Source organism: Burkholderia sp. ABCPW 11 (genome assembly GCF_001523445.1).
Taxonomy (GTDB): Bacteria; Pseudomonadota; Gammaproteobacteria; order Burkholderiales; family Burkholderiaceae; genus Burkholderia.
The window spans coordinates 36,154-62,600 of the sequence record NZ_LOVM01000002.1; the positions used below are offsets into that span (position 1 = coordinate 36,154).

General features: G+C 69.0%; 19 protein-coding genes and 1 pseudogene. 9 read left to right on the forward strand and 11 right to left on the reverse strand.

The features are described from left to right. Positions 1-48 precede the first annotated feature (48 nt). From WS61_RS00960 to WS61_RS00970, 3 genes and pseudogenes are all read right to left on the reverse strand, one after another. Positions 49-855, reverse strand: a complete 807-nt coding sequence (locus WS61_RS00960; protein WP_059498850.1) for a sulfite exporter TauE/SafE family protein — start codon at positions 853-855, stop codon at positions 49-51. Between the two features lie 18 nt (positions 856-873). Further along, positions 874-2,106, reverse strand: a pseudogene (locus WS61_RS00965) (FAD/NAD(P)-binding oxidoreductase); the annotation flags it as partial. Positions 2,107-2,245: 139 nt separating this feature from the next. Then, the gene (locus tag WS61_RS00970) at positions 2,246-3,130 is read right to left on the reverse strand and encodes an MBL fold metallo-hydrolase (protein WP_059498852.1); all 885 of its coding nucleotides are present in this window, start codon (positions 3,128-3,130) and stop codon (positions 2,246-2,248) included. A gap of 253 nt (positions 3,131-3,383) precedes the next feature. On the opposite strand from WS61_RS00970, the gene WS61_RS00975 reads away from it, so the two are divergent. Beyond that, a complete protein-coding gene (locus tag WS61_RS00975) occupies positions 3,384-4,781 on the forward strand; it encodes a sigma-54-dependent Fis family transcriptional regulator (RefSeq protein WP_059498853.1) in 1,398 nt (465 codons plus the stop codon). A gap of 153 nt (positions 4,782-4,934) precedes the next feature. Here WS61_RS00975 and WS61_RS00980 read toward each other — a convergent pair whose 3' ends face one another. The 4 genes from WS61_RS00980 to WS61_RS00995 all read right to left on the reverse strand — a co-directional run bounded on the left by WS61_RS00980 (position 4,935) and on the right by WS61_RS00995 (position 11,897). Further along, positions 4,935-5,963: a MerR family transcriptional regulator gene (locus WS61_RS00980; protein WP_059498854.1), complete on the reverse strand. Its 1,029-nt coding sequence runs from the start codon at positions 5,961-5,963 to the stop codon at positions 4,935-4,937. 122 nt (positions 5,964-6,085) lie between these two features. Next, positions 6,086-7,639, reverse strand: a complete 1,554-nt coding sequence (locus WS61_RS00985; RefSeq protein WP_059498855.1) for an efflux transporter outer membrane subunit — start codon at positions 7,637-7,639, stop codon at positions 6,086-6,088. A 2-nt stretch (positions 7,640-7,641) separates the two neighbouring features. After that, positions 7,642-10,791 (reverse strand): efflux RND transporter permease subunit, encoded by a 3,150-nt coding sequence (locus WS61_RS00990; RefSeq protein ID WP_059498856.1) that lies wholly within the window; start codon positions 10,789-10,791, stop codon positions 7,642-7,644. Next, positions 10,788-11,897 (reverse strand): efflux RND transporter periplasmic adaptor subunit, encoded by a 1,110-nt coding sequence (locus WS61_RS00995; protein WP_059498857.1) that lies wholly within the window; start codon positions 11,895-11,897, stop codon positions 10,788-10,790. Before WS61_RS00995 ends, WS61_RS00990 begins: the two co-directional genes overlap by 4 nt. A 188-nt stretch (positions 11,898-12,085) precedes the next feature. Here WS61_RS00995 and WS61_RS01000 point away from each other — a divergent pair, with 188 nt between their 5' ends. Continuing rightward, entirely contained in the window at positions 12,086-12,706 is a 621-nt protein-coding gene (locus WS61_RS01000; RefSeq protein WP_059498858.1) for a TetR/AcrR family transcriptional regulator, read from the forward strand. 33 nt (positions 12,707-12,739) lie between these two features. Here WS61_RS01000 and WS61_RS01005 read toward each other — a convergent pair whose 3' ends face one another. The 4 genes from WS61_RS01005 to WS61_RS01020 all read right to left on the reverse strand — a co-directional run bounded on the left by WS61_RS01005 (position 12,740) and on the right by WS61_RS01020 (position 18,908). Beyond that, complete coding sequence (locus WS61_RS01005; protein ID WP_095211547.1) at positions 12,740-14,659, reverse strand: acyl-CoA dehydrogenase; 1,920 nt, start codon at positions 14,657-14,659, stop codon at positions 12,740-12,742. Then, on the reverse strand, positions 14,656-15,726 hold the full coding sequence (locus tag WS61_RS01010) for an ACP S-malonyltransferase (protein ID WP_157692662.1): 1,071 nt from the start codon (positions 15,724-15,726) through the stop codon (positions 14,656-14,658). Before WS61_RS01010 ends, WS61_RS01005 begins: the two co-directional genes overlap by 4 nt. 268 nt (positions 15,727-15,994) lie before the next feature. Further along, positions 15,995-17,728, reverse strand: coding sequence for a ClcB-like voltage-gated chloride channel protein (locus WS61_RS01015; protein ID WP_218919449.1), 1,734 nt, complete (start codon positions 17,726-17,728; stop codon positions 15,995-15,997). Between the two features lie 103 nt (positions 17,729-17,831). Next, positions 17,832-18,908, reverse strand: coding sequence for a YeiH family protein (locus tag WS61_RS01020; RefSeq protein ID WP_059498862.1), 1,077 nt, complete (start codon positions 18,906-18,908; stop codon positions 17,832-17,834). Positions 18,909-19,020: 112 nt separating this feature from the next. Between WS61_RS01020 and WS61_RS01025 the strand changes: the two genes are divergently transcribed. The 7 genes from WS61_RS01025 to WS61_RS01055 all read left to right on the forward strand — a co-directional run bounded on the left by WS61_RS01025 (position 19,021) and on the right by WS61_RS01055 (position 26,446). Continuing rightward, complete coding sequence (locus WS61_RS01025) at positions 19,021-19,914, forward strand: LysR family transcriptional regulator (RefSeq protein ID WP_059498863.1); 894 nt, start codon at positions 19,021-19,023, stop codon at positions 19,912-19,914. Between the two features lie 162 nt (positions 19,915-20,076). Further along, positions 20,077-20,841 carry a sugar phosphate isomerase/epimerase gene (locus WS61_RS01030; RefSeq protein ID WP_059498864.1) on the forward strand — a complete coding sequence of 255 codons (765 nt, stop codon included), beginning with the start codon at positions 20,077-20,079 and terminating at the stop codon, positions 20,839-20,841. A gap of 28 nt (positions 20,842-20,869) precedes the next feature. Next, the gene (locus WS61_RS01035; protein WP_059498865.1) at positions 20,870-21,862 is read left to right on the forward strand and encodes a sugar kinase; all 993 of its coding nucleotides are present in this window, start codon (positions 20,870-20,872) and stop codon (positions 21,860-21,862) included. Positions 21,863-21,975: 113 nt separating this feature from the next. Next, positions 21,976-23,256: an MFS transporter gene (locus tag WS61_RS01040; RefSeq protein ID WP_059498866.1), complete on the forward strand. Its 1,281-nt coding sequence runs from the start codon at positions 21,976-21,978 to the stop codon at positions 23,254-23,256. A 4-nt stretch (positions 23,257-23,260) separates the two neighbouring features. Further along, positions 23,261-24,226 carry an NAD(P)-dependent oxidoreductase gene (locus WS61_RS01045; protein WP_059499081.1) on the forward strand — a complete coding sequence of 322 codons (966 nt, stop codon included), beginning with the start codon at positions 23,261-23,263 and terminating at the stop codon, positions 24,224-24,226. Positions 24,227-24,558: 332 nt separating this feature from the next. Continuing rightward, positions 24,559-25,602: a LacI family DNA-binding transcriptional regulator gene (locus tag WS61_RS01050; RefSeq protein WP_059498867.1), complete on the forward strand. Its 1,044-nt coding sequence runs from the start codon at positions 24,559-24,561 to the stop codon at positions 25,600-25,602. Between the two features lie 55 nt (positions 25,603-25,657). Further along, positions 25,658-26,446, forward strand: a complete 789-nt coding sequence (locus WS61_RS01055; protein WP_059498868.1) for a YhfC family intramembrane metalloprotease — start codon at positions 25,658-25,660, stop codon at positions 26,444-26,446. Position 26,447: the final 1 nt, after the last annotated feature.

Consider the following 26,447-nt stretch of genomic DNA (forward strand, 5'->3'; position numbering starts at 1 on the left):
GGCGTTTCGTTTGGCGGCGCGTGACGATCGCCGGCCCGTCGTCGGCGTTCACGCGCCGAAGGCCGCCTTGGCCAGCAACCCCAGCGCGACGCACACGAGCACGGCCGCGAAGCCGGCCTGCACGTGCCGCGCGGCGAGGCGGCGCGACGCGCCGCGGCCGGCGGCCATGCCGAGCGCGGTCGCGACGGTGAACCACAGCGTCACGTCGAGCGGCGCGCGCGTGCCCGACGCGAGCGTCGCGAGCACGCCGCCGGTGCCGACCAGCGCGATCACCATCAGCGACGTCGCGACCACCCCATGCATCGACACGTTCGTGAACTTGCGCAGCATCGGCACGATCACGAAGCCGCCGCCGACGCCGAGCAACCCGGTCATCAAGCCCGTGACCGCGCCGGTCGACGCGAGCGCGATGCCCACGGGCCACGACCACACGAGCCGGCCCGTATCGGGATTCACGCGGCCGACGCACAGCGGCGACGCGTCGGCATCGGCCGGCTGCCGCCGCAGCGCCTGTCGCAGCAGGCGGCCGGCGACGACGAGCATCGTCAGCGCGAACAGCGTGAGCAGCAGGCGCTGCGGCAGCACGTGCGCGAGCCGGACGCCGAGCGTGGTCAGCGGCACGCCGGCCACGGCCATCAGCAGCGCCGCGCGATAGCGCACGAGCCCGCGGCGGAAGCCTTCGAGCGTGCCGAGCGCGGCACTGCCCGCGACCGCGACGAGTGCGACGGGGGTGGCCTGCTGCATCGGCCAGCTCATCCCGACGACGAGCGCAGGCACCGCGAGAATGCCGCCGCCGGCGCCGGTCAGGCCGAGCACGGCGCCGACGAAGCCGCCCAGTACGAGGGAAATCAGCATGACGTCATCGCGCTCCGGTCAACGTGCGATCGCGGGCTTCGCGAGCCATTCGCGGCCCTTGAGCATCGCCTTCCAGTAGAGCGGCGGCAGCACGCGCTCCTTGAGCAGCCACGCGAGCCGCGACGGCCGCTTGCCGTCGATCAGCCATGCGGGGAAGGTCGGGGCGACCTTGCCGCCGTACAGGAATTCGGCGAGCACGATCTTGCCGCGCTCGACGGTGAGCGGGCACGAGCCGTAGCCGTCGTATGCGGCGTCGCCCCGTGCGAGGCCGAGCGATGCGAGCAGGTTGTGCGCGACGACGGGCGCCTGCTTGCGGGCGGCCGCGGCCGTTTTCGCGTTGGTCGTGTTGGTGACGTCGCCGAGCGCGTAGATGTCCGGAAACCGTTTGTGCCGCAGCGTCGCCGGATCGACGTCGATCCAGCCGGCCGCGTCGGCGAGCAGGCTCGCGCGCACGAAGTCTGGCGCCTTCTGCGGCGGCACGACGTGGATCATGTCGAACGAACGCTCGACGGTTTCCTTGCCGCCGTCCGGCAGCGCGCGCGAGAACGTCGCCCGGCGCGCGGGCCCGTCGATCGCGACGAGGTCGTGACCGAACGACAGCGCGATGTCGTAGCTTTTCACGTATTCCATCAGCGCGGGCACGTAATCGGCGACGCCGAACAGCGCGCCGCCCGCATTCAGGAATTCGACGTTCGCGGCGTCGAGGCGCCCGGTGCGTCGCCAGTGGTCGCACGACAGGTACATCGCCTTTTGCGGTGCGCCCGCACACTTGATCGGCATCGGCGGCTGCGTGAACAGCGCATTGCCGCCGCGGAACGCGCGCACGAGCTCCCACGTGTACGGCGCGAGATCGTAGCGGTAGTTCGACGTGACGCCGTTGCGGCCGAGCGTGTCGGCGAGGCCGTCGATGGCGTGCCAGTCGAGCTTGAGCCCCGGGCACACGACGAGCCTGCGATAACCGATGCGTCGGCCGCCGTCGAGCACGACCGCGTGCGCATCGGGCTCGAAGCCCACGACCGCGGCCCGGATTCGCTGCACGCCGCGCGGCAGCACGTCGGTCATCGGCCGCGCGGTGGTGCCGGGCTGGAACACGCCTGCGCCGACCATCGTCCAGCCGGGCTGGTAATAGTGAACGTCGGCGGGATCGATCGCCGCGATGTCGAGCGACGCGGCGCGCGCGAGCAGGCTCGACGCGACCGCGATGCCGGCCGCACCGGCGCCGACGATCACGATGTCGTGCCGCGCATCCACGGCCGGCGCCGGCTTGCTGATGCCCGCCGCGTGAAGCGCGGGCACGTCGGCCGCCGCGATCTGCGGCGCGACCGACTGCGCGTCGGTCAGCTTGCGAATGGTCATGTCGGGGTTCTCCGGAGGGGGCGGGGCGCGCGGCTCAGATCGCGTCGAGCGGGATCTTCAGGTAGCGCACGCCGTTGTTTTCGGGCTCGGGCAGATGGCCGGCGCGCATATTGACCTGCACGGACGGCAGCATCAGCACGGGCATGTCGAGCGTCGCGTCGCGCGCGGTGCGCATCGCGACGAAATCGTCCTCGGTCACGCCGTCCTTCACGTGCACGTTCGCGCGGCGCTGCTCGGCGACGGTCGTCACGAACTGCACGTCGCGGCCGCCCGGCTGGTAGTCGTGGCACAGGTACAGGCGCGTGTCGGGCGGCAGCGCGAGTACACGCGCGATCGAGCGGTACAGCGTGCGCGCGTCGCCGCCCGGGAAGTCGCAGCGGGCCGTGCCGTAGTCGGGCATGAACAGCGTGTCGCCGACGAACGCCGCGCGCTGCGTCGCGTCGTCCACGCAGTAGGTCATGCACGCGGGCGTGTGGCCCGGCGTGTGCAGCGCGCGGATCGTCAATGCGCCGAGCGCGAGCGTGTCGCCGTCGTCGACGAGCCGGTCGAACTGACGGCCGTCTTCCGCGAAGCCGGGGCCCGCGTTGAACAGTGTGCCGAACACGTGCTGCACGCGGCGCACGTGCGAGCCGATCGCGATCTGGCCGCCGACCTGCGTTTTCAGGTACGGTGCGGCCGACAGGTGGTCGGCGTGCACATGCGTTTCCAACAGCCAGTGCACGGTCGCGCCGAGCTCGGCGACACGTGCGATCAGCCGGTCGGCGCTGACGGTGCGGGTGCGGCCGGATTTCGGGTCGTAGTCGAGCACGCTGTCGATCAGTGCGCACGCGCGGCTCGCCGTATCGAGCAGGAGATAGCTGACGGTGTGGGTCGCCGGGTCGAAAAAGCCTTCGACCGACAGGGCGGGGGCGTTGCTCACGGGGTGTCCTCGATCGGGTTCAGCATCTGCAATCGCGATCTTCATTTCAAGAAGCGTGCCAGCGTGCGGCGCGGCACCGGCCGATGCGACAGGGACTTGATTCGGCTCGGGTTTTCGGTGCGCCGGCGGTCTCGCGCGGGCGGCGGCGACATGCGGTGGCGGACCGGGACTGCCACTACTGGCAGTGTCGTGGCAGAATTGGCAGTCAGCCTGGCAGCCCGTCCGGGTGCCTCTTCGCCGAGCGAGCCTCCGCATGAATCCGCACGACACCATTCCGATCGTTCCTGCCCAGCGCCGCGACGCAATGCCGGATGTCCGCGCGCTCGTCGCGTATCTCGAGCAGGACCCGCAGCCAACGATCGTGGTCGATCCCGCCTACCGCATCCTCGCGGCGAACGATGCGTACCGGCGCCAGTTCGGCGTGGCCGGCGTCGAGCATGTGGGTCGGCACTGTTTCCAGGTGTCGCATCACTACGACGTGCCGTGCGACCAGGCCGGCGAGCATTGCCCGATGAAGCAGGCGCTCGAATCGCGCGGGCTGAACCGCGTGCTGCACATCCACCACACGCCGCGCGGCCCCGAGCATGTCGACGTCGAGCTGCGGCCGATCTTCGACGCGGACGGCAACGTGATCGCGTACGTCGAGCGGCTGACGACGGTGCGCAGCGCGTCCGCGCAGCCGAGCGCGGAAGGGCTCGTCGGCGGCGCCGACGCGTTCAACGCGGCGCTCGGCGCGCTGCAGCGCGTCGCGCCGTCGACGCTGCCGGTGCTGCTGCTCGGCGAATCGGGCACCGGCAAGGAGCTGTTCGCCCGCGCGCTGCACGAGGCGAGCGATCGCGCGATGGGGCCGTTCGTCGTCGTCGATTGCTCGGGGATCGCCGAGACGCTGTTCGAGAGCGAACTGTTCGGCTACGAGAAGGGCGCGTTCACGGGCGCGAACCAGCGCAAGCCGGGCCTCGTCGAAACCGCGCAGGGCGGCACGCTGTTTCTCGACGAGATCGGCGACGTGCCGCTGCCGATGCAGGTCAAGTTGCTGCGACTGATCGAATCGGGCACGTTCCGGCGCGTCGGCGGCGTCGAGGCGCTGCGCGCCGATTTCCGGCTCGTCGCGGCCACGCACAAGCCGCTGCGCGAGATGATCGAAGACGGCCGGTTCCGGCAGGACCTCTACTACCGGATCAACGCGTTTCCGATTCCGCTGCCGGCGCTGCGCGAACGGCGCGGCGACATCGCGCTGCTGGCCGAATCGATCCTGCGGCGGATCGCGAACGCGCGCGGCAACGCGGGCGACCCGAATGCGCGACCATTCGCGGCCCGACCATTCGTGCTGACCGAGCGTGCGCGGGCGTGCCTCGACGCGTATGCGTGGCCCGGCAACATCCGCGAGCTGCGCAACGTGCTCGAACGCGCGTGCCTGTTCGCCGACGACGGGACGATTCGCGTCGAACATCTGCCGGCCGAGCTCGTCGCGGCAGCGGCGGCGCCGCACGCGCAGGCGGTGGACGCGCGTGGCGTGTCGGATGCGGAGCTGGTCCGTATCGCGCGCGCGTTCGACGGCACGCGCAAGGCGCTCGCCGAGCAGCTCGGATTGAGCGAACGGACGCTGTACCGGCGGATGAAGGCGCTCGGCCTCGGCTCGCGCGAGCGCTGAGCGGGCCTGTCGCGCGCGGCACGCAGCGGCGCGCGGCTTTGCCGATCATGGCGCGTTCGTCTCCGGACACGCAGGGTACGTTGGCGGTACCGGCTGCCGATGGTGAAACGGGCGACAAGCAGGAAACCCGCTTGCCGCCCGCGCATCATGCGATCAGCGCACCGGCGCCAGCTGCGCCATCGCTTCGCGCACGAAACCGATCAGCGTGTCGTCGGCCCACGAATCCTTCGACAGCGCCGGCTCGTTCGCCAGCGCCGCGCGGAATTTCGCGTGCGTGGCCGGATCGTGGCCCGCATAGCTGCAGAACAGCTCGAGCCAGCGCTGCGCGAGCGCACGGCCTTGCGGCGAATCGGGCTGCACGCCCGATTCGACCGCGTCGCGCACGTCGGCCATCAGTTGCGGCCATTCCATCGAGCGTTCGCGGTAGTGCGCCCGCATGAAGCGAATCTCGTCCGGCTCGAGGTACTTCTCGAAGAGCCGCATCTTCGTTTCCGATGAAGCGCGCAGCACGTAGTCGCGCAACGCGGTCGAAATGCCGATCTTCGACTGCATCGACGGTTCTTGCTCGTGCATCAGGTTCAGCTTCGCGAGCAAGCGCGGATCGTTGTTCGTGTCGCGTACCAGCTGCGCCATCCAGCGCGCGGCGAGCGCACGGACGCGCTCGTCCTCGGCGGGCACGCCCGCTTCGTGCAGCGCCCGCACTTCGGCAACGAGCGCGATCCATTCGGCGTCGCCGGCCTGGCTCTTCTGGTACATCGGCAGGCGAGCGAGTTCTTCCTCGGAGAAATATTTGTCGTACACGGTCATCAACTCCAGTGTGGTGAGCCAATCGGCCAGTTCCGGCTCGGCGCCCGCCGCGAGCTGCGCATGCAGGCTCGCGAGCCGCTCGCGCAGCTGCGCGGTCTGCGCGAGCTGGCGGTCGAGCGACGCGATCTGTTTTGCGACGAGATCGACGAGCGGGGTGCCTGGCCGGTTCAGGTAATCGCCGATTTCGGCGAGCGACAGTCCGAAGCGACGCAGGGCCTGGATCTGGTGGAGCCGGGCGATGTCGTCGCGGTCGTACAGCCGGTAGCCGTTGTCGGCGCGCGCCGAAGGCGTCAGCAGACCGATTGCGTGATAGTGATGAAGCGTGCGGACGGTCAGCCCGGTGCGTTTCGCCAGTTCTCCCACTTTCAGCCGCATTGGTTCCTCCGTTCTATGCGCACACTGGAGTCTCGAACGTTACGCTACGTGAGGGTCAAGCGGAAGATCGGCGATCGGACGGCCGCGGCGGGGCGCCGCATGCACGTCCGATCGAAAGAGGCTTATTGCGCCGATGGGGCGGATTCGGGCGTGGCGGCGGCGCGCGCGTCCTTGCCGGCGGCGCCGGCGGTTTTACGGGATCCGTCGCCGTTGCCGGCCGGCGGCGTGCCCATCGCCTGGTAAAGCCGCGCAGTATCCGCGAACCGTGCGCCGGTCGCGCGAATCTCGTCGAGCCGCGCGTTGCGGTACTGCAACTCGCTCGCACGCGCGGCCGACGGCGGCAGCGCGCCGAGCCGCACGCGGGCGGCCGCGTCGTCGTAGGCGCCACGCGCGGACAGCGCGGCGCGCGACGACGCGTCGAGCGCCTGCGCGTCGTGCTCGAGCGCCGCGAGCGAATCGGCGACGTTCTGGAACGCGCCGAGCACTGCCTGCTTGTACTGGTCGACCGCGGCCTCGTAGGTCGCCTTCGCCGCGCGGCGCTGGGCGAGCAGCGCGCCGCCGTGGAAGATCGGCTGGCTCAGCGACGCGCCGACGTTCCAGATCGCGCCGGCGCCCGACAGCATCGTCGGCCAGCTGAAGCCGCCTTTGCCCATCGCCGCCGACAGCGACAGTTGCGGAAACATCTGCGCGGTCGCGAGGCCCACTTCGGCGGCGGCGGCCTTCAGCCCCGCGTCGGCGGCCTGGATGTCCGGGCGGCTTTGCAGCAGGTCCGACGGCACGACGACGGGCACCTGTTCGGGCAGGTGCAGATCGGCGAGCGCGAGATCGGCCGGCGGCCGGTCGGGCGTGCGGCCGACCAACACCGCGAGCGCATGCCTCGCCGAGTCGCGCTGCTGGCGCAGCGCGGGCAGGCTCGCCGCGAACGTGTCGGCGCTTTGCCGGGCATTGAGCGCGTCGCTGCGCGAAGCCGAACCGAGCGCATGGCGGCGCTCGGCGTCGTGCGCCTGGTCGTTCGCGAGCGCGACGAGCCGCTCGGTCGTCTCGATCTGCGCATCGAGCACCGCCACGGTGATCGACGCGGTCACGATGTTCGCGGCCAGCGCGCGCCGCGCGGATTCGAGCTGGAACGCGCTGACGTCGACGCGCTTCGCGAGCGCGCGGTTCGCGAAGCGCGACACGCCGAACAGGTCGACCGTGTAGCTCGCCTGTAGTTGCCCGACGAACGTGTCGTACAACAGCGTCTGCGCGCCGAGCGCGGGAATCGGTACGCCGAGCGCTCGCTGGCGTGCGGCCTGGCCGACCGCGTCGATCGACGGCAGCATCGAACTGCCGATCTGCCCGCGCAACTGTTCGCGCGCGGCATCCAGCGAATGCGACGCCGCACTCAGCGTCGGGCTGTTGCGCAGCCCTTCGTCGACGAGCGCGTTCAGCGCATCGGAACGGTACTGCTTCCACCAGTCCGGCACCGGCTGCGCGCCGACCTCGAACTGCTGCGCGACACCCAGCGCGGACACGGTCTGCTCGACTTGCGGCGCCGCGCCGTAGTGCGCGGGCGACGGCATCGCGGGCGGCTCGCCGCTCGGCGCGAACCACGCGCAGCCCGCGAGCGGGCCGGCGATGCTCGCCATCGCGAGCGCTCGCACGGCTTTGGTTTTCAGGGTCATCGATCGGTCCATGGTCAGGCTCCCGACGGCGCGGCCGGCGTGCTGCCGCCTGACGGCGGGCCGTCGTGCGGGTCGCGTTCGTCGCGCTTCACGCGGAACCACGTCGCGTACAGCGCAGGCAGGTAGAACAGCGTCAGCACGGTCGCGCTCGTGATGCCGCCCATCAGCGCGGTCGCCATCGGCCCGAAGAAGTTCGAGCGCAACAGCGGGATCAGCGCGAGCACGGCGGCCGCGGCCGTCAGCGTGATCGGCCGGAAACGCCGCACGGTCGCGCCGATGATCGCGTCGACGCGGCCGTGACCGACCGCGATGTCCTGCTCGATCTGATCGACGAGGATCACCGAGTTGCGCATGATGATCCCGAACATCGCGATCACGCCGAGCATCGCGACGAAGCCGAACGGCTGGCCGAACAGCAGCAGCGTCGCGACCACGCCGATCAGCCCGAGCGGAGCGGTCAGCACGACCATCAGCACGCGCGAGAAGCTCTGCAGCTGGATCATCAGCAGCGTGAACACGGCGATCGCCATCAGCGGCATCTGCGCGTTGATCGACGTCTGCGCCTTCGCGCTTTCCTCGACCGAACCGCCGATGTCGATCCGATAGCCGACCGGCAACTGCGCGCGCAGTGCGTTCAGGTTCGCGTCGACCGCATGCGTGACGTCGATGCCCTGTGCGCCGGCGCGCACGTCCGACTGCACGGTGATGGTCGGCTGGCGATCGCGCTCCCATACGACGCCGTATTCGAGCGTCGGCGTGAAGCGGCCGAGCGAGCCGAGCGGCACGGGGCCGTTCGGCGTCGGCAGCGCGAGGCCCGCGAGTTTCGCCGGATCGACGCGATCGGCCTGCGGCGCGCGCAGGTCGACGGCGATCAGCTTGTCGCGCTCGCGATACTGCGTGACGGTCGTGCCGGACAGCGTCATCGCGAGGAAGCTCGACACGTCCTGCGACGTGACGTTCAGCTCGCGCGCCTTCTTCTGGTCGAGCTCGAAGCGCACCGAGCGTTCGGCCGGCTCGTCCCAGTCGAACTGCACGTTGACCGTGCGCGCATCGCCGCGCATCGTCGCCGCGACCTTCTCGGCGATCGAGCGGACCGTCGCGATGCTGTCGCCGCTCACGCGGAACTGCACCGGATAGCCGACCGGTGGCCCGTTCTCGAGCCGCGACAGCCGCCAGCGCACCGCAGGAAACCTGTCGCGCAGCGTGGTTTCGAGCCAGGTCGCGAGCTTCTCGCGATCCTCGACCGATTTCGCGGTGATCACGAACTGCGCGAAGTTCGGCAGTTGCAGCTGCTGGTCGAGCGGCAGGTAGAAGCGCGGCGCGCCGCTGCCGACGAAGTTCACCGAATGATCGATCTCGGGGCGCTTGTCGAGCGCTTTCTCGAGACGCTCGGTCTCGCGCAGCGTCGCCGCGAACGACGCGCCTTCGGGCAGCCGCAGGTCGACCAGCAGCTCGGGCCGGTCGGAGCTCGGGAAGAACTGCTGCGGCACCAGCGAGAAGCCCATCATCGCCACGACGAAGAGGACGCCCGTGATCAGCAGCACGACGAAGCGCCGCTCGATGCACCAGTCGATCCAGCCGCGCAGCCGCCGGTAGAAGCGGGTGTCGTAGATGTCGTGCTCGTGATCGTCGGGCAGGTGCGCCTCGTGCGCGTGCCGCTTGCGCTCGGGCAGCATGTGGAAGCCCAGCAGCGGGATCAGCACGACGGCCGCGAACCACGACGCGATCAGCGCGATCGCCGACACCTCGAAGATCGAGCGCGTGTATTCGCCCGTGCTCGATTTCGCGAGCGCGATCGGCAGGAAGCCCGATACCGTGACGAGCGTGCCCGTCAGCATCGGGAAGGCGGTGCTGGTGTACGCGAACGCGGCGGCGCGCGCGCGGCTGTAGCCCTGTTCGAGCTTCACGGCCATCATCTCGACCGCGATGATCGCGTCGTCGACGAGCAGCCCGAGCGCGAGTACGAGCGTGCCGAGCGACACCTTGTGCAGCCCGATGTCGAACAGGTACATGAAGAGGGCCGTCACCGCGAGCACGACCGGGATCGAGATCACGACGACCATCCCGGTGCGCAGCCCGAGCGACACGAGGCTCACGACCAGCACGATCGCGACCGCTTCGGCGACGGCTTCGAGGAAGTCGTCGACCGAATGCGAGACCGCGTGCGGCATGCTCGACACCTCGGTCAGCTTGAGGCCGGCCGGCAGTTGCGCCTGCAGATCCTTCGATTCGGCGTCGAGCGCCTTGCCGAGCCGGATCACGTCGCCGCCCGGCTGCATCGTGACGCCGATGCCGAGCACGGCCTTGCCGTTGCTGCGCATCTGCGTGACGGCCGGATCGTCGTAGCCGCGCCTGACGGTGGCGAGATCGCCGAGCCGGAACGTGCGGCCGTTGATGCGAAGCAGCGTATCGGCGATCGCGCCGACGTTGTCGAACTGGCCGCTTGGCCGCACGAACACGCGATCGTCGGCGGTCGTCAGCACGCCGGCCGAAGAAACGTCGTTCTGCGCGTTGATCGCCTGCCCGAGCTGCTGCGGCGAGATGCCGAGGCGCGTGAGCTGCGCGTTGTTGACCTCGATGAAGATCCGCTGATCGGGGTCGCCGAAATAGTCGACCTTGCCGACGCCCGGCACGCGCAGCAGCACGGTGCGCAACTGGTCCGCGTAGTCGTGCAGTTGCGCGGGCGTGAAGCCGTCGCCCTCGAGCGTCCAGATGTTGGTGTAGACGTCGCCGAATTCGTCGTTGAAGAACGGGCCCTGTACGCCGGGCGGCAGTGTATAGCCGATGTCGCCTACCTTCTTGCGGATCTGGTACCAGGTCTCGGGCACGTCCTTCACCGGCGCCGAATCCTTCATCGTGAAGAAGATCAGCGATTCGCCGGGACGCGAATAGCTGCGCAGGAAGTCGATGGCTGGCGTTTCCTGCAGCTTGCGGCCGATCCGGTCGGTCACCTGTTCCTGTACCTGCCGCGCGCTCGCGCCGGGCCAGAAAGTGCGTATCACCATCACGCGGAACGTGAACGGCGGGTCTTCGGATTGCGCGAGCCGCGTGTACGCGAGGATGCCGGCGAGCGTCGCGAGTGCGATCAGGTAGACGACCAGCGCCTGGTGGCGCAGCGCCCATGCGGACAGGTTGAACCGGCCTTCTTCGTGGGAGACGCTCACGATGCGAAGTCCTCCGGGTGCAGCGGCGCGATCGCGCGCACCTTCTCGCCCGCGCTGACCGTATGCACGCCCTGCAGCACGACGCGCTCGCCCGGTTGCAGCCCGTGCGACACGGTGACGGTGCGCTCGTTGAAGCGCGCGACGTCGACGCGGCGCAGTTCGAGCGTGTCGTCCTTCGTGCGCACGACCCAGACGGCCGGTTGCGCGCCGTCGTGGAACAGCGCGGTCGCGGGCAGCGTGATCGGCTGCGTATCGGCGGCGGCCGGTGCGCCGTCGAACGCGACGTCCGCGGTCATCCCGAGCCGGATCGCCGGATCGGGCGCGCCGAGCGTGAGTTTCACGCGATAGGTGCGGCTTTGCGGATCGGCGGCCGGCGCGATTTCGCGCACCTTCGCGGCGAACCGGCGGCCCGGCAGCGACGGCAGCGTGACGGTGGCCGTATGACCGGGCGCGAGCGAGGCGAGCGCGGCTTCGGGCACGTCGCTGACCACGTCGACGTCGCCCGACCACGCGAGCTGGTAGACCGGCTGGCCGGCCGACACGTTCTGTCCGGTATCGGCCTGTTCGGCGGTGATGATGCCCGCATGATCGGCGACGAGCGTCGCGTAGCGGAGCTGGTTCTTCGCGAGCGCGAGCTGCTGCTGCGCCTGGTCGCGTTGCGCGAGCGCCGACGCGTAGCTGTTCTGGGTCTGTTCGAGCTGTGCGGTCGCGATCAGGTTTTCGCGGGCCTGCGCGCGATCGCGGTCGAGCTGCTGCTTCGCGAAGGCGAGGGTGTGCGTCGCGGCATCGAGTTGCGCCTGCGCGCTCGCGGCATTCTTCTCGGCGTCGGACGGATCGAGCAGCGCAACGACCTGGCCGACCTTCACCGTATCGCCGAGCCGGACCCGGCGCTCGATGATCTTGCCGGCGATGCGGAACGACAGCGGGGTGGCGTAGCGCGGCTGGATGTCGCCGGGCAGCGTGCGCGCGGCCGCGAGCGTGTCGGCCCGTGCGGGCAGCGCGACGACGGGGCGCGGGGCGGGCGGTGCGGATTCTTTCGGATGACAGGCGGCAAGGACGAGCGCGGCGCCGATCAGCAGCGCGGCGCGGGAACCGGAGCGATTCACGAAACCCCCAGGTGAGGTGGAGCGGTACGAAGCCGGCAAGCGCGGCGGGCGCTTGCCCCGAGCGGCGCCGGCACCGGCGCACGCGGACAGACGAACGACATCTTCGGAAACTGTGGCGAATTCTAATACAGACCTGTATTTGAATGCAAAGATGAATCTGAAAGGGAGGGGATGCTAGACTGCGCGTCATGAAACCACAGCGCTTAACTCGCGAGCAGAGCAGGGACCAGACGCGCGAACGTCTGCTGAAAGCCGCGCATCGAATTTTTCTGAAGAAAGGCTATGTGGCCGCGAGCGTCGAGGACGTCGCGGCGGCGGCTGGCTATACGCGCGGTGCGTTCTACTCGAATTTCCGCAGCAAGTCCGACCTGTTGCTGGAATTGCTGGAGCGCAATCACGCGGAGGTGCAGGCCGACTTCGAGGCGATTTTCGAAGGGGGCGGCACGCGCGAGCAGATGGAATCGATGGCGCTCGCGTATTACCGGACGCTGTTTCGCGACGACGAATACTCGCTGCTGTGGGGCGAGGCGAAGCTGCAGGCCGCGCGCGACGCGAAGTTCCGCGTGCGCTTCAACCAGTTCCTGCACGGCAAGCGCGTGCAGATGGCCGAATTCATCCAGCGCTTCGCCGAGCGGTCGGGCACGCCGCTGCTGCTGCCGGCCGACACGCTCGCGTTCGGGCTGATGTGCCTGTGCGACGGCGTGCAGTCGTACTACACGGCCGATCCGCAGCACGTGTCGGTCGACGCGGCGGAAGCGGTGCTCGCGGGATTCTTCGCGCGGGTGGTGCTGGGGCGTGCGCCGGACTGACGGCCGGCGCACGCCTGTCGCGATCTGCGGTGTTCAGTGCGGGGCGCCGGGCGGCACACGCAGCATGCGGGCCAGCGACGCCGCATAGTCGTGCGTCGGGTCCGAGATCGGCGACCGAACGACCGGGTGCGGATGCCCGAATGCTTCGACGAAGGTGTCGACGTGCGGAACGAGGCGCGCGCACAACGCGTCGGTTGCCGCATCGAGTTGCCGGTAGCCTGACGGGTCCATCACGCCTTCGCTGATCAGCCAGCCGCCGTGCCGCTGCGCACGATCGATCGCGAACAGCGCGGCGAGATCCCGCAGCAATGCGCGCGCCGGCTCGCTCGCGACCGCATCGGCCGCGGCGAGCGCGGCATCCAGCGCGAGATTCAGCCCGTAGGCCTCCGCCGCATCGCGCGCACGCGGCAACAGCGGATTCCAGACGTCCAGCGAATCGACGCCGCTTGCGGTCCGGTCGTCGACCTGATCGGCGAGCGAGCGGATCAGTCGGCGTTCGCGCGCCCGCAGTGCGGCGATTGCATCACGCGCTGGCGCGGGCCAGTTGCTTCCGCCTTCATCCGATCCGGCCGACGCGGCAGGCGCCGCCGCGAGCGTGCGCGCCGTGTCGAGCAGAATCAGGAAGTTGTTGCCGCCCGCGTCGTTGAACACGTGGCCGAGCCCCTGATAGTCGAGATACCGGTTGACGAGCAGATCGCCGGCCACCCCGCAACGCAGCCGGCATTCGGCGGCCACTTCCTCGGCGGCCCACGCGGTCAGCGCCTTGACGAGCGCGAGCTTGCGATTGGTGGAACTCCACGGCGCCCACATCATGAACGACGAAGCCGTGCGATCCGGCTGCGCGCGACCATGCAGCGCCAGCGCCCATTCGCGCGCGGCTTCGTTCGCGAAGCAGGTCATCACGTACGACGTCGCGAGCGCGCGCAGTAGCGCACGCTGCTGCGTGCTGTAGCGCATGAGAGACGTTTCGGGCGCGATGCGGGCCATGCTCGAGCGATGCGTCGAGTAACGCAGCGCCTGGGCGACGCAGGTGCGCGATACGGCGGCCAGCCCGATCGCGCCCATCGCCCACACGTTTTCCGGCGCGGTCAGCGTGCGGACGAGACGGCCGTTCGGGTCACCGAGCGGATCGTGGAACCGTCCGTCGGTGTCGATCGACGCGCCGTCGGCCAGCCACGCATCGAACGGGACTCGCACGCGATCGAAGCCGGCCAGGCCGTAATCGAACGGCACCAGCGGGATTTCGGCGGGCGCGGACAGGCGCACACCCGGCAGCGGGCCCTCGCGGGTGGACAAGTCCACCGCGAACGCGAAAACCCCGCAGTCGCGTTCGTCGACGATGACGCGTGCGCAGACGATACCGAGCTTGTCGAGATCGTTGACGCCGACGTTGGTGAACTTCAGCGCGCCATCGTCCGGCGTGTGCAGCACGAAGCTCCGGCTGGCGGCGTCGAAGCGCGCTTCGACGCGGGTGGCGAGCTGGCTGTTGCCGCCGCCGATTTCGGTGATCATGAACGCGCCGACCTTGCGGCCCGCCGCCAGTTCGCTCGCGTATTCCTGCGCACGGGCGTTGCCCTTGCCGAGTTCGACGAGTGAACCGATGCAGAGCCCGTAGTGGATCAGCGCGGCGATGCATAGCGACGGATCGTTGACGGCCGTCCATTCGGCGATCGCCGACAGCAGCGACGGGTCGGACAGGTTGCCGGCCGCGGCCGGCAACCTGCCGGCGAGCTTGACGAGGCGATCGTAGGTCGAGCGATGCAGGTCGACCGAATGCCGATCGAGCGGCTTGTCGAAGTCCGCGCTCGACAGCAACTGGATCAGCAGACGGCGATGGTCTGGCGTCGTGAGACCGGAAAGCGTATCGCGGATTTCATCGATTTCGGGTGCGATAGTCGGTCGGGCCGACGGTGATCCGGATATTCCGCCATTTTCCAGTTGGTATGCATTCATTGCAGGGCCCCCGTATGATTTAAATTGAATGGGAATGAATCGGTTTCGCGAGTCGGTGAATAAGTTCGCGCATCCGGCAGCGCGGCTTTAATGCTGCGATTCATGATGCCGGTCATGCTCAGGTCGATATAGATCGAATCCCGCCCGACCTGGCTGTGCTCGAGCACGGCCGGCATGTAATACGGTTTGGTGAAGCAGTCCGCCAGCGCGCGGGCGATATCGTCGGTATCCGTGTAGCGCCGACACGCGACGGCCGAATAGACTGGTACACGGAAGCGGTTGCGCGGCAATCGCGCGATCGCATCGTGGAACCGATCCGCGGCCGTCCACAGCGCGGGATGGTGAGCCGGATACGGAATCGGCAGCGAGTGCAGCTTGATACCTCGGCGGCTCGCAAATGCGGTCAACGTGTCGAGCGCCGTATGCGGGCCGCTGACGACCGTCTGTCGCGGCGCGTTGACGCACGCGAGCACCAGCCGCTCGTGGGCAATTTCGTCGAGGAGCGCCCGCGTATCGGTTTCCGACGCCGCGACCGCGGTCATGCCGCCGCGTCCCGCGAACGGCCGGAACGCGTCGTTGAGCGCGAGGACGGCACGCACGCCGTCGGCTACGGACCATACGCCCGAGCAGACGAGCGATCCGATTTCGCCGAGGCTCTGGCCGATGATCGCAACAGGCCGCACGTGCTGCCGTTCGAGGAAGCGGTGCACGCAGACCGCGGTGGCGAATGCCGACAGTTGCGGGATGCCGACGGGAACGGCGGCCGAGGCATTTCCAAGCAGCACGTTTCGCAGCAGCCGCGGCTCGTGATCGTAGGGCTCCTCGCGCAGTATGGCTTCGATGTCGTCGAGCGTCTCGTCGATGCATTCGCGGGCCGGCGGACTTCGCTCGTAAAGCGATTTCAACGCGGCGGACGGACTATCTCCCTGGCCCGGAATCACATAGATTGCGGGCGTGCTTGGATAGCTGGAACTGGTTTCCATTTTTCCCTCGTAACGGTTTTGAATCGATTGTTTTGCAGCGGAAGTTTGATTTTTGTAATTTTTAAATGCCTGACTGGTTTTCAATCGCTGCAACGACGAAGGATAGGTAATTTATTTTTTATTTTCTGGGTAGTCGACTCTATTGATTCGGGTGAAATGAAACAATGGAGCATTGATTTTCCGTGCAGGATTTTCCGGGCGAGAAAACGGAAATTCCGCTCGTGCAAATATTTTGAAACACGTGCACCGGTAGAGGCGGCGCGACGTCGGCGCGACGTCGGCGCGCGCCGGCCGAAACGGACGGGAGGAGGCGGGAAGCGTTGCGCGGGATGAGGGGCGGCACGGCCGCCGGTCAGCGCTCGCCGGTCATCCGCCGGTACGCGTCGAGCAGCGACGTCTTGTAGACGACGCCCGCGAGCGTCGGCTCGGCTTCGCTCTCGATCACCGGCAGCCGTTCGCCCTGGAACGCCATGAAGCGCTCGAGCGCGGTCGCGAGCGGCATGTCGGGCGTGAGCAGCGGAAACGGCGTATGCGCGTAGTGCGCGGCCGTCTTGTCGGTCGTGTCGCGCTTGTCGAGCAGGTCCGACGTGATGTCCTTCAGCGCGACCGCGCCGCGAAAGCGCCCGGCGTCGTCGGTCACGTACAGGTACTTCACCGGATATTCGAGAAACACGCGCGTCATGTCGGCGACGCTCGCGGTGAGCGGCACGACCGTCTGCGCGGGCTGGATCAGCTCGCGCATCTGCGTGGTGCGCAGGCGCTGCCGTTCCTGCGCGTCCTGGTAGTGGTGCAGCGTGATCTCGTACATCGACGTCGTGCCCGTCGCGCGCGCGACGAAATACGCGAACACGCACGACACCAGCAGCGGCAGCACGACCTGATAGCTCAGCGTCATCTCGAAGATCATCAGGATCGCCATCAGCGGCGCCTGCGTGGCGCCCGCCATGAACGCGCCCATCCCGACGATCGCGTACGCGAAATACGCGGACGTATGGCCCGGCCACAGCGCGTCCATCGCGAGCCCGAACAGCGAGCCGAACACGGCGCCGACGAACAGCGTCGGCGTGAACACGCCGCCGATCGCGCCCGAGCCGGCCGTCGCGGCGGTCGCGATCACCTTGAACACGAGTACCGCGACGAGCGCCTGCCAGGTCCACGGCGAATGGAGGATGTGGTTCACGACGCTGTAGCCGTTGCCCCACACGTCGGGAATCCACACCGAGATCACGCCGACGACGAGGCCGCCGAGCGCGAGCCGCACGGGCAGCGGTACAGGCAGCCGCTTGAACTGCGCTTTCGACGCGTCGAGCAGATGCAGGAACTGCGGCGCCAGCACGCCGCATAGCGTGCCGAGCACGACGAACAGCAGCACCTCGGGGCCCGTCACGGCCGGAAACACCGGCATCTCGTACGGCGGCCGGTAGCCGGCGAATTCGCGCATCACGATGTTCGCGACGACCGACGCGACGACCATCGGCCCGAAGCTCTCCATCGCGATCGTGCCGAGCACGATTTCCGACACGAAGAACGCGCCGGCGATCGGTGCGTTGTAAGCGGACGTGATGCCGGCCGCCGCGCCGCAAGCGACCAGCAGGCGCAGGCGCGGCGGGTCGAAGTGCGCGAAGCGGCCGACGAGCGATGCGGCGAGCGCCGCGAGCTGCACCATCGGCCCTTCGCGGCCGATCGAGCCGCCGCTGCCGATCGTCAGCAGCGACGACAGGCTGCGCCACAGGCTCTGCCGCACCGGTACGACGCCGTTGCCGAGCGCGACCGATTCCATGTAGTCGGTCTTGGCGGCCTGCCGGTCGCCGCGCGTCGCGAGCAGCAGCACGCAGCCGGCAAGGAAGCCGCCCGCGGCCGGCATCCAGAACCGCACGTACCACGGCAAGCGCTTCGCCATCTGCACGAAGCTGCCGCTGTGCCCCGAGATCAGGTGCTGCATCAGGTCGATGCCTTCGCGGAACGCCATCGTGGCAAAGGCGCCGCCGACGCCGACGATGGCCGACCAGATCAGCATCGTATGGGCGTCCGACAGGCGGAACAGCGTTTGGGCGCGAGTGCGCAGCTTCAGCAGAAACGAGAGCACGGCTGAAAGGGGGCGATGGAAAACGACGCGAAGCATAGCACTGCGCCGCGCCCGCGGGACCTTCCCGTCGGGCGCGGCGCGCGAACCGTCACGGACGTGCGGCTCAGCCAAGCCAGTGCTGCACGGCCCAGGTGATCCCGTAGCCGCCGGCGATCAGCCACACGTACAGGATCAGGCCGGTCATCAGCGCACGCGGGCCGGCTGCGCGGATCTGCGCGACACGCGTTTCGATGCCGAGTGCGGTCATGGCCATCGTCAGCGCGAAGGTGTCGAGCACGTTCAGCGTATGTGTGACGTCCGCAGGCAGCACGTTCAGCGAATTGACGATCACGAAGCCGAGGAAGCCGAGCGCGAACCAGGGAACCGCCACCTTGCGCCTGGCTTGCGCGCCGCCGGCCGCGTCGCGGGCCGAGCGCGCCGAACGGGCGAGCCACCAGCCGAGCGCGAGCAGCACCGGCACCAGCAGCATCACGCGCGTCATCTTCACGATCGTCGCGACGTGCGCGACCTGCGGGCTGATGTCGCTCGCCGCGCCGACCACCTGCGCGACTTCGTGGATCGTGCCGCCGAAGAACAGGCCGAGGCCGGCCGGATCGAGGTTCAGCAAGCCGGCGTGATAGGCGACCGGGTACAGGAACATCGACAGCGTGCCGAACAGCACGACGCTGCCCACGGCCATCGCGCTCTGGTGCGGCTTCGACTGCAGCGTCGACTCGAACGCGAGCACGGCGGCCGCGCCGCAGATCGCGCTGCCGGCGGCGGTCAGCAGCGCGGCGTCGCGATCGAGCTTCATCAGCTTCATGCCGACCCAGGTGCCGATCGCGAGCGTGCTGACGACGATCAGCACCGACACCGCGAGGCCCGGCAGCCCGACCTGCGCGATTTCCTGCAGGCTCACGCGCAACCCGAAGAACGCGACCGCGATGCGCAGCAGCTTGCGTGCGGAGAAATCGACACCGGCCGCCCAGCTGGCCGGCATGCCGTCGCGCAGGCCGTTGCCGTACAACGCCCCGGCGACGATGCCGACGATCAGCGGCGACAGGCCGAGCCCCTCGATCGCGGGAAGCTGGGACAGGCTCGTGACGGCGGCGGCGAACAGCGCGACGAACAGCACGCCGTTCAACTGGCCGCGCATCGACGGCGCGGCATGGCTGAGAGGGGGAGTCGGGGCAGTGGGCATGGAGGCACCGTGATGGAGCGTGTGGCGATGGTGTAATCCTAATTTCGTTATATCGATATGAAAAATTGTGATTTGTGACGTAAACTATCCGGAAAGCCGATAATTCATCCTCATGACCCCGGATCAACTGATAACGTTCGCCGCCGTCGCCGAGCATCTGAACATCAGCCGCGCCGCCGTGGCGCTGCATCTGTCGCAGCCGGCCGTGTCGGGCCAGTTGCGGCTGCTGCAGGACGAGTTCGGCGAGCCGCTGTACCAGCGCGACGGCCGCGGCGTCCGCCTGACGCCGGTCGGCGAGCAACTCGCGCAATACGCGAGGGTGCAGCGCGACACGTTCGCGCAGGCGCGTGCGTTTCGAGACGCGATACGCGGGCTGGAGGCCGGCACGCTGCGTATCGGCGCGAGCACGACGCCCGCGAGCTACCTGCTGCCGTATCTGATCGCGGCGTTCCAGCCGCGCGCGCCGCGCGTGTCGATCCAGACGATGAGCGGCAATACGGCCGACGTGGTCGCGGCGCTGCCGTCGCTCGACATCGCGCTGATCGAAGGGCCGCCCGGCGAGGCGTTGCCGCCGGGCACGGCCGTGCACGCGTGGCACGAGGACGAGATCGTCGCGATCGTGCCGGCCGGCCATCCGCTCGCGGCGCCCGGCTACGACGCCGGCGTGACGCTCGACGCGCTCGCCGCGCATCCGCTCGTGCTGCGCGAGGCGGGTTCCGCCGTGCGGCAGCTCGTCGAGCGCGCGTTCGCGCATGGCGGCGCGCCGATGCGCGTCGCGTTCGAGATCGCGGGGGTAGAGGCGGTGAAGGAGGCCGTGCGCGCAGGGATGGGCGTCGGGTTCGTGTCCGCGATGTCGCTGCGTCACGAGGATGCTGCGCTCGTGCCGCGCTCGCTGGCGCCCGCGCCGCTCACGCGGCATTTCTCCATCCTCGTGCCGCATGGTGGCGCACCGTCGCGGGTCGCCGCGCAATTCCTCGAAATGAGTCTCGCGCAGGACCTCGCGTAGGCGCTCGCAGTCGTGCCGGGAACACGCGTTGCATACGGTTGCGCGCGCATTCGCGCGACGAAACGGCCTTAGGGATTTCCTCTATGGCGTGGGTCCGACGCGAGGCGCACCATCCGTCTCAAGCAAATGGAACCGGTTCCATTCCGGTTGAAAAAGGGCAACATGGCAGACATCGTGATCGTGGCGAGCGCATTCGGGATGGACCGGGTGCGCCAGGAGGGCCACAGTGCATTCATCGCCACCGTGGCGGCATCCGGGGCGGCCGGTTTCGAGGTGCGGCGCGAGTTGTTCGCGTCGGACGACGACACGGCGCCCGGCGCGCTGGCCGTGCTCGGTGCGCAGATCGCCGGCCACGGGCTATGGTCGGTCTATTCGACCCCGGACTCGCTGTACACCGAAACGGGGGCGCTCGATGCCAACGCACTGCGCGACGCGCTCGCGCAAGCCGACGCGCTCGGCGCGCGCTTCGTGAAATTCCAGCTCGGCGGCTTCGCCGGCGATGCGCATGCGGCCGAGATCGTCGCGCTGTCGCGCGGCGCGCGGGCCCGCGTGGTGGTCGAGAACGGCCAGCTCGAGGTCGGCGGCGCGTTCGCGCAGTTCCGCGGGCTGTTCGACGCGTTGTCCGACGCCGGCATGCCCGATGCGCTCGGCATGACGTTCGACATCGGCAACTGGCAGTGGCGCGGCGAAGCGCCGCTCGATTGCGCGCAGGTGCTCGCGCCGCATGTGGAATACATTCACTGCAAGACCATCGAAGGCGAGGGCGCGCGTCGGTTCGCCGCCGCGCCGGCGCCGAACGATCCGCTCGTGACCGGCGTACTCGCCGCGCTGCCGCAGCACGCACCGCGCGGCATCGAGTTCCCGTTCGACGCGGCCGACCTGGCCGGCGATGCCTGCCGGCGCGTCGCGTGGCTTGCGACCGCGTGACGGCGGAAGGATCCTGAGGAGTTCAGTCATGAAAGCAGCACTCGATGTCGTGACCTACGGCGAAGCGATGGCGATGTTCGTCGCGACGGAGCCGGGCCATCTCGCGCACGCCGGGCAATTCGCGAAGCGGATCGCGGGCGCCGATCTCAACGTCGCGATCGGCCTGTCGCGGCTCGGCTTCCGGGTTGGCTGGATGAGCCGGGTCGGCCGCGATTCGTTCGGCCGCTACGTGCTCGACACGCTGGCGCGCGAGGGAATCGACGCGTCGTGCGTGACCGTCGATCCGCGCTACCCGACCGGCTTCCAGCTGAAGTCGCGCAACGACGACGGCAGCGATCCGACGGTCGAATATTTCCGCAAGGGCTCGGCGGCGAGCCATCTGTCGTGCGACGACTACGTGGCCGACTACGTGCTCGGCGCGCGCCATCTACACCTGACGGGCGTCGCGCCGGCGATTTCGGCGACATCGTGCGAACTCGCGTTCCGGTTGGCGCGCGAGATGCGTGCGGCCGGCAAGACGATCTCGTTCGACCCGAACCTGCGCCCGACGCTGTGGCCGTCCGCCGACGTGATGGCGAAGACGCTGAATGCCCTCGCGACGCTCGCCGACTGGGTGTTGCCGGGCCTCGCCGAAGGTCGGCAATTGACCGGGCACGACACGCCGGCCGACATCGCAGGCTTCTATCTCGCGCAGGGCGCGCGCGGCGTCGTGATCAAGCTGGGCGAGCAAGGCGCGTATTTCCGCACGGCCGACGGCCGCGAAGGCACCATCGCCGGCGAGCGCGTCGAGCGCGTCGTCGATACGGTCGGCGCCGGCGACGGCTTCGCGGTCGGCGTGGTCAGCGCGCTGCTCGAAGGCCGGAGCGTCGAGCAGGCGGTCGCGCGCGGCAACCGGATCGGTGCGCTCGCGATCCAGGTGATCGGCGATTCGGAAGGGTTGCCGACGCGCGACGCGCTCGACCGTCTCGAAAGTGTCGACGATCGCGCCGATCGCTTAGAGGAAACCGTCACCGCGCAATGAGAGGCCGGACACGGCACAATCCGCGGATCCATTTCGTGCGCGACGCACGGTAGTTTTGTTCGAGGCCGGGCGGGCGCTGGCGCCCACTGCGGTCCATATACGGAGACACTCTCATGGCAGCCAATCTCGCAGCCCGTCGGTGGTGGACGATCATGCCGATCGTCTTCATCACGTACAGCCTCGCTTACCTCGATCGTGCGAACTACGGGTTCGCGGCGGCGGCCGGCATCAACCAGGATCTCGGGATCAGCAAGGGCCTGTCGTCGCTGATCGGTGCACTGTTCTTCCTCGGCTACTTCTTCTTCCAGATCCCCGGCGCGATCTACGCGGAACGCCGCAGCGTGAAGAAGCTCGTATTCGTCAGTCTCGTGCTGTGGGGCGGCTGCGCGGCCCTGACCGGCGTGGTCAGCAACATCCCGTCGCTGATGGCGATCCGCTTCGTGCTGGGCGTCGTCGAGGCGGCCGTGATGCCGGCGATGCTGATCTACATCAGCAACTGGTTCACGAAGAACGAGCGCTCGCGCGCGAATACGTTCCTGATCCTCGGCAATCCGGTCACCGTGCTGTGGATGTCGATCGTGTCCGGTTATCTCGTGCATGAATTCGGCTGGCGCCACATGTTCATCGCCGAAGGCGTCCCGGCCGTCATCTGGGCCGTGTGCTGGTGGCTCCTCGTGCAGGACAAGCCGGCCGATTCGCCGTGGCTCAGCGCGCAGGAAAAGCGCGACCTCGACGCCGCGCTCGCAGCCGAGCAGGCCGCGATCAAGCCGGTCCGCAACTATGGCGAGGCGTTCCGCTCGCCGGCCGTGATCAAGCTGTGCGCGCAGTATTTCTGCTGGAGCATCGGCGTGTACGGCTTCGTGCTGTGGCTGCCGTCGATCGTGAAGAACGGTTCCGATCTCGGAATGGTCGCGACCGGCTGGCTGTCCGCGCTGCCGTACCTGGCCGCGACGATCGCGATGCTCGCCGCGTCGTGGGCGTCCGACAAGGTCGGTTCGCGCCGCGGCTTCGTGTGGCCGTTCCTGCTGGTCGGCGCGGCCGCCTTCGCCGCGTCGTACGCGCTCGGTTCGTCGCATTTCTGGATCTCGTATGCGCTGCTGGTCGTCGCGGGCGCCGCGATGTATGCGCCGTACGGCCCGTTTTTCGCGATCGTGCCGGAACTGCTGCCGAAGAACGTCGCCGGCGGCGCGATGGCGCTGATCAACAGCATGGGCGCGCTCGGCTCGTTCGTCGGCTCGTATTTCGTCGGCTACCTGAACGGTGCGACCGGGTCGCCCGTCGCGTCGTACGCGTTCATGAGCGCCGCGCTCGTCGCCGCGGTGATCCTCACGCTGTCCGTCAAACCCCAGGCGCGCGATGCGCATCCGCTCGCCGCGCCGCTGCAAGGAAAATGAAACGATGAAGCCCCGTATCGTCGCGTACAAGACGCTGCCCGATGACGTTCTCGCGTACCTGCGCGAGCATGCGGAGGTCGTGCAGGCCGACGGCGCCGACGCGCTCGCCGCTGCGCTCGGCGACGCGGACGGCGCGATCGGCGCGAGCCTGAAGGTCACGCCGCAAATGCTCGACCGCGCGCCGCGGCTGAAGGCGTGGTCGACGATCTCGGTCGGCTACGACAACTTCGACGTCGCCGATCTCACGCGGCGAGGCATCGTGCTCGCGCATACGCCGGACGTGCTGACCGAGTCGACGGCCGATACGGTGTTTTCGCTGATCCTGGCCTCCGCACGGCGCGTGGTCGAACTGGCCGAATGGGTGAAGGCCGGCCACTGGCATCGCAGCATCGGCCCGGACCTGTACGGCACCGACGTGCAGGGCAAGACGCTCGGCATCGTCGGGCTCGGGCGGATCGGCGGCGCGGTCGCGCGGCGCGCGGCGCTCGGCTTCCGGATGCAGGTGCTGTACGCGAACCGGTCCGCGCATGCCGAGGCCGAGACGCAGTACGGCGCCCGGCGCGTGACGCTCGACGCGCTGCTCGCGCAGTCGGATTTCGTGTGTCTGCAGGTGCCGCTGTCGCCCGACACGCGCCACCTGATCGGCGCGCCCGAATTCGCGAAGATGAAGCGCAGTGCGATCCTGATCAACGCGTCGCGCGGGCCCGTCGTCGACGAAGCCGCGCTGATCGACGCGCTGCGTGCGGGGACGATCCGCGGCGCGGGGCTCGACGTGTTCGAGAAGGAGCCGCTGCCGGCGGATTCGCCGCTGCTGCAGATGAAGAACGTCGTCGCGCTGCCGCATATCGGCTCGGCGACGCACGAGACGCGCCATGCGATGGCGCGCTGCGCCGCGGAAAACCTGGTCGGCGCGCTGGCCGGCACGCTGCGCACGAATCTCGTCAATCCGGATGCGCTGGCGCACGCCTGAACTGCCTCCGGCAACCGGCTGGCGCGGCGCCGGCGCCGTTAGAGTCGATGGTCTTGGTGCCGGCGGGCCGGCTGCGTTATGATCGCCCGCTCTCGTCGCATCGACGGCCGGCCGTGCGGCCGGCGGCGTCGGGCGACGGGCATCCGCGCCGGCTCCGGTGCGGCCGACTGCCGTAGCACGCGACTGGCGGGCGCTGCGCGAGCGCGAAGCACCGGGCCGGCGCAGGCGCCGATGCGCCAGGACAGGGGAGGCCGCCGGTTGGCTTACGTTTCCAACAACAATGGTCCGTCTGCTCACGAAGCGGCGCGGATCGTACGTCGCGAGGCACGACAGTGACCGATTCGCAACCTTCCACGACGCGTCCGGCGACGATCAGCGACGTCGCGCGCGAGGCCGGCACGGGCAAGACCAGCGTTTCGCGCTACCTGAACGGCGAGACGCATGTGCTGTCCGTCGATCTGCGCCAGCGGATCGAAGCGGCCATCGCGCGGCTCAACTACCGGCCGAACCAGATGGCGCGCGGGCTCAAGCGCGGCCGCAACCGGCTGCTCGGCATGCTCGCGGCCGACCTGACCAATCCTTACACCGTCGAAGTGCTGCAGGGCGTCGAGGCCGCGTGCCATGCGCTCGGCTACATGCCGCTCATCTGTCACGCGGCGAACGAAGTCGAGATGGAGCGCCGCTTCCTGCAACTGCTCACGACCTACCGCGTCGAAGGGCTGATCGTCAACGCGCTCGGCGCCGACGAAGACGTGCTGCGCCCGTTGCGCGGCGCGGGCATTCCGGCCGTGCTCGTCGATCGCACGGTCGAGGGCTTCGAGGCCGACCTGATCGGCCTCGACAACGACGACGCGATCGAGACGGCGCTCGCGCATCTGGTTGAACGCGGTTTCGACGCGATCCATTTCGTCGTGCAGCCGTTCGAGCGCGTCAGCTCGCGGCGCGTGCGCGAGGCCGCGTTCCGCGCGGCGCTGGCGGCGCGCGGGCTGGCGGTGCCGTCGACGGTCGTGCTCGACCTGAACGCCCCCGACGCGGCCGCGGCGGCGCTCGCCGACGTCGATGCCCGCATCGATCACGCGGTCCGGCGCGGCGTGCGCGCGGCGCTGTTCGCCGCGAATGCGCCGGTCGCGCTGGCGATCGCGCGCCACCTGCGCGCGCGCTTCGGCGCCGCGTGGCAGCAGCAGGCGGCGCTGCTGTCGATCGACGATCCGGAGTGGGCCGAGCTGATCGGCATCACGACGATCCGCCAGCCCACCTACGAAATCGGCTACAAGGCCGTCGAATTCGTGCACGAGCGGATCGACGGCGCGGCGGGCGACGTGCGCGTCGCGATGCTGCCCGGCGAGCTGATTGCGCGCGCGTCGACCGCAAGCTGAGTATCATTCGGGGCACGCGGCGCATCGGGTGCGCTGCCTCGAACCAAGGAAATACATGACTGTCGCTCCCGTCACGCTGGCGGCGCTGATCGCCGCCACGCTGATCATCGCGCTGCTGCCGCTCGTCCTCTACCGCATCCTGCGCAAGCCGCTTGCGCTCAATCGCCGCGACACGATCGTCGGCGTCGCCGTCTTCACGCTGTTTGCCATGATCCTCGAGCGCGCGTTCCATGGGCTCGTGCTGAGCCACACGCCCGAGGACGGCTGGCTCACGCAGCCGCTCGCGTTCGTCGCGTACAGCGTGTTCGCGACCGCCGTGTTCGAGGAAGTCGGCCGCTATCTCGGGATGCGTGTCCTGAACCGCCGCTATGGCGCATCGGACGGCGATGGGCGCGGCATCGGCTACGGGATCGGCCACGGCGGCGCCGAAGCGTGGTTCGTCGGCGTGCTCGTGTGGGGCCAGTGGTCGTATCTCGGGTGGCTCGCGAGCCGCGGCCAGCTCGAGGCGCAATTGTCCGACCTGCCGGTCGACACCGTCGTGCGGCTGCACATGATGCTCGCGACGCTGTCGGTCCAGTCGATCCTGCTGTTGCTGCTCGAACGCTGCGCGGCGTTCGCGGTGCAACTGGCGCTGTCGGTGCTGGTGTGGCGCGGCGTGCGGGCCGGCCGAATGGCCGTGTTGCCGCTCGCGATCGTGCTGCATGCGCTCGCGGCGACGCCGGCGCTGCTGTACCAGGTGCGCGTGCTGCCGGCCGCGTGGGTCGAGGCCGCGTATGTCGTGCTGGCCGCGATCCTGGCGATCGTGCTGGTGAAGGCGTGCCGGCCGTCGCGTGCGGCGGCCTGAC